The 2073-nt window shown below is 72.3% G+C and carries 5 protein-coding genes; all 5 read left to right on the top strand.

The genetic code is table 11. The features are described from left to right. The first annotated feature begins 278 nt into the window (after positions 1 to 278). Genes BBK14_RS12735 through BBK14_RS12720 form a run of 5 tightly spaced genes read left to right on the top strand, consistent with a single transcriptional unit; the run spans position 279 to position 1978 of the window. The gene (locus BBK14_RS12735; protein ID WP_241831438.1) at positions 279 to 491 is read left to right on the top strand and encodes a MerR family DNA-binding transcriptional regulator; all 213 of its coding nucleotides are present in this window, start codon (positions 279 to 281) and stop codon (positions 489 to 491) included. Then, the gene (locus BBK14_RS41275) at positions 488 to 622 is read left to right on the top strand and encodes a hypothetical protein (protein ID WP_275078480.1); all 135 of its coding nucleotides are present in this window, start codon (positions 488 to 490) and stop codon (positions 620 to 622) included. Before BBK14_RS12735 ends, BBK14_RS41275 begins: the two co-directional genes overlap by 4 nt. Further along, entirely contained in the window at positions 619 to 1527 is a 909-nt protein-coding gene (locus BBK14_RS38200; protein ID WP_071062240.1) for a hypothetical protein, read from the top strand. Before BBK14_RS41275 ends, BBK14_RS38200 begins: the two co-directional genes overlap by 4 nt. Further along, positions 1524 to 1784, top strand: a complete 261-nt coding sequence (locus tag BBK14_RS38195) for a hypothetical protein (RefSeq protein WP_071062238.1) — start codon at positions 1524 to 1526, stop codon at positions 1782 to 1784. The genes BBK14_RS38200 and BBK14_RS38195 overlap by 4 nt, the downstream gene beginning before the upstream one ends. After that, on the top strand, positions 1781 to 1978 hold the full coding sequence (locus BBK14_RS12720; protein WP_071062236.1) for a hypothetical protein: 198 nt from the start codon (positions 1781 to 1783) through the stop codon (positions 1976 to 1978). The genes BBK14_RS38195 and BBK14_RS12720 overlap by 4 nt, the downstream gene beginning before the upstream one ends. The last annotated feature ends 95 nt before the right edge of the window (positions 1979 to 2073 follow it).

The raw sequence follows: 2073 nt of genomic DNA, 5'->3' as shown, positions 1-2073 counted from the left end.
GAACAGCCAAGTCGATCCGGCCGACTTCCTCCGCGAGGCAGAGGAGCGCTTCGCCAACCTCGACCCGGCCAGCCAGATCCGGGAGCTCCGCAAGGAAGTCCTCGCCCTCTGGGGGTTCTCGTACCGCCAGGACGACGACATCGAGGGCGTGAAGGCCCTGGTCGGCGGGTAGTCGGCCGCGCATCAGCACGACGAAACGACGGAGCCCGGCCGGTGTTCCAGCACCGGCCGGGCGAATGGAAACCCGACCCACCCTGCATGAGAAGGAAGGAATCTCCGTGACCCATGGTGTCACGCCCGGCGTGATCTTGCTGCCCGCGGGAGTCGCGTCCGCGAAGTCCGGCGTCTCGCCGCGGACTCTCATCCGCTTGGCGAAGGCCGAGAAGCTCACCGTCTCGCATACCCCAGGCGGCCACCGCCGCTACCGCGAGGACGAGATCGAGGCCCTCGCCCGGAAGGTCTCGCACGACAAGGTTGGCGCGGCGGCATGAGCGTCGTCCTCGCCCGCGCCGCGCGGCGCTTCATCGCCCTCAAGGTCTGCACGATCTGCGGGAAGATCGACCACGAGCGGGACGACTGCCCGCACCTCTGGGACTTCCATGCCGACGAGCGTGCGGCGTGAACGAGATCGTCCTCACCGAGTCGCGGGCCGCGCGCGGCGAGTACGCCGGGCACACCGACGCGCTCGACCGCGTGAAGGCACTCGGCCTACTTCCCGACGACCTGCACGTGACCACCGAGATGGTGGCCGGGTACTTCGAGGTCGGCGTCGAGGCGATCAAGAGTGTGATCAAGCGCCATCGGGACGAACTCATAGAGAACGGTCTGTTGGCCGTTCGCGGTGGCGATCTTGCGGCCCTGAAGGCAGAACTCGCTGGCCAGGGCAGTGAGGTTCAGGCTGAACCTCACTGGGACCGGATCTCCGCCCTCGCGCTGTTCACGCGGCGAACCGTGCTCAACGTCGCGATGCTCCTCGTCGACTCCGACGTCGCCCGGCAGGTTCGGCGGGCCCTGCTCGACCGCTACGAGCAGCCCGTCCGCCCGGTCGCGGCGCCCGCGCTCGACGCCACCGAAACCGAATCCCGGCTGCGGCTGCTCGGCGTCGCGCGCCGCGCGGGCGGGCTGAACGTCGAGGAGGTCCGGTCCGCCACCCGGGCGCTGCTGGACCCGTGGGGTCTGGTGCACCCGGACTGGCAGCCGCTCGCGTCGGCGCGCACCCGGGCCGAGGAGGTCGCGGCCTGGATGCGGCGGCGGTACGCCGTCGGTGACACCGTCAGCCTGCGCGAGGCGTATCACGGCCTCGACGGGCGCCGGTGGTGCCGCCGGGTCGCCGACCTCGAACCCGTCTTCGACGAGCTGGTCACCGGCGGGCACCTGGGTCGGGTTCCGCGCCCCGCCGAGCGCGGGCGTGGCCGCCCACCGTCCCCGCGGTTCGAGGTGCTGCCCGTCCCGCGCCACCTCGCCGTCGTCGGCGGCGGCGACACCGACACCCCTGCCCCCTACGCCCCCACGGGAGGCGCGTCATGACCCCGACCACGTTCGCCACGCCCCTGCCCGCGGGGCCGGCCGTCATCTCCCGCGACGCCGTCGCCGCCGCGATGCGCTCCGCCCACGCGATGCTCGCGGGCAACCAGAACGCCGCCGCCGACCCGGACCTGACCAGCGAGGAGCAGTACGGCGCCGCGCAGGCCGCCTTCGGCCAGCAGTGCCTGCTGGCGCTGTTCGCCCCGCTCGTCGGCGAGAGCGTCGACGTCGGCGCCGGGCTGTTGGGAGCGGCGTCGTGATCGCCGTCGGCTCCGTGGAGGCGCCCGTCCTCGGCGAGATCGGTCTGGAGGCCATGCGCCGGCTCACCGAGTCCACGTCGCCCCACGTGCCCGCCTCGCAGCGGTGGTTCTGGGCCCCCGATGTGCAGGCCGGGGAGAGCACCGCGGCGGAGCCGTTCACCGCCACCGCCACCGACGTCACCGCGGAGAACTGACATGACCGCCATGCCCCCGCCGGTGCCGATCGGGTGGACCCTCGACGGCAAGGAAGTCACCCTGCCCGTCACCAGCACCAGCACCTTCTTCACCG

It is taken from the genome of Parafrankia soli, assembly GCF_001854695.1.
GTDB lineage: Bacteria > Actinomycetota > Actinomycetes > Frankiales > Frankiaceae > Parafrankia > Parafrankia soli.
Note: the sequence above shows the minus strand (reverse complement) of the source record. Positions and strands in the feature narration are given on the sequence as shown.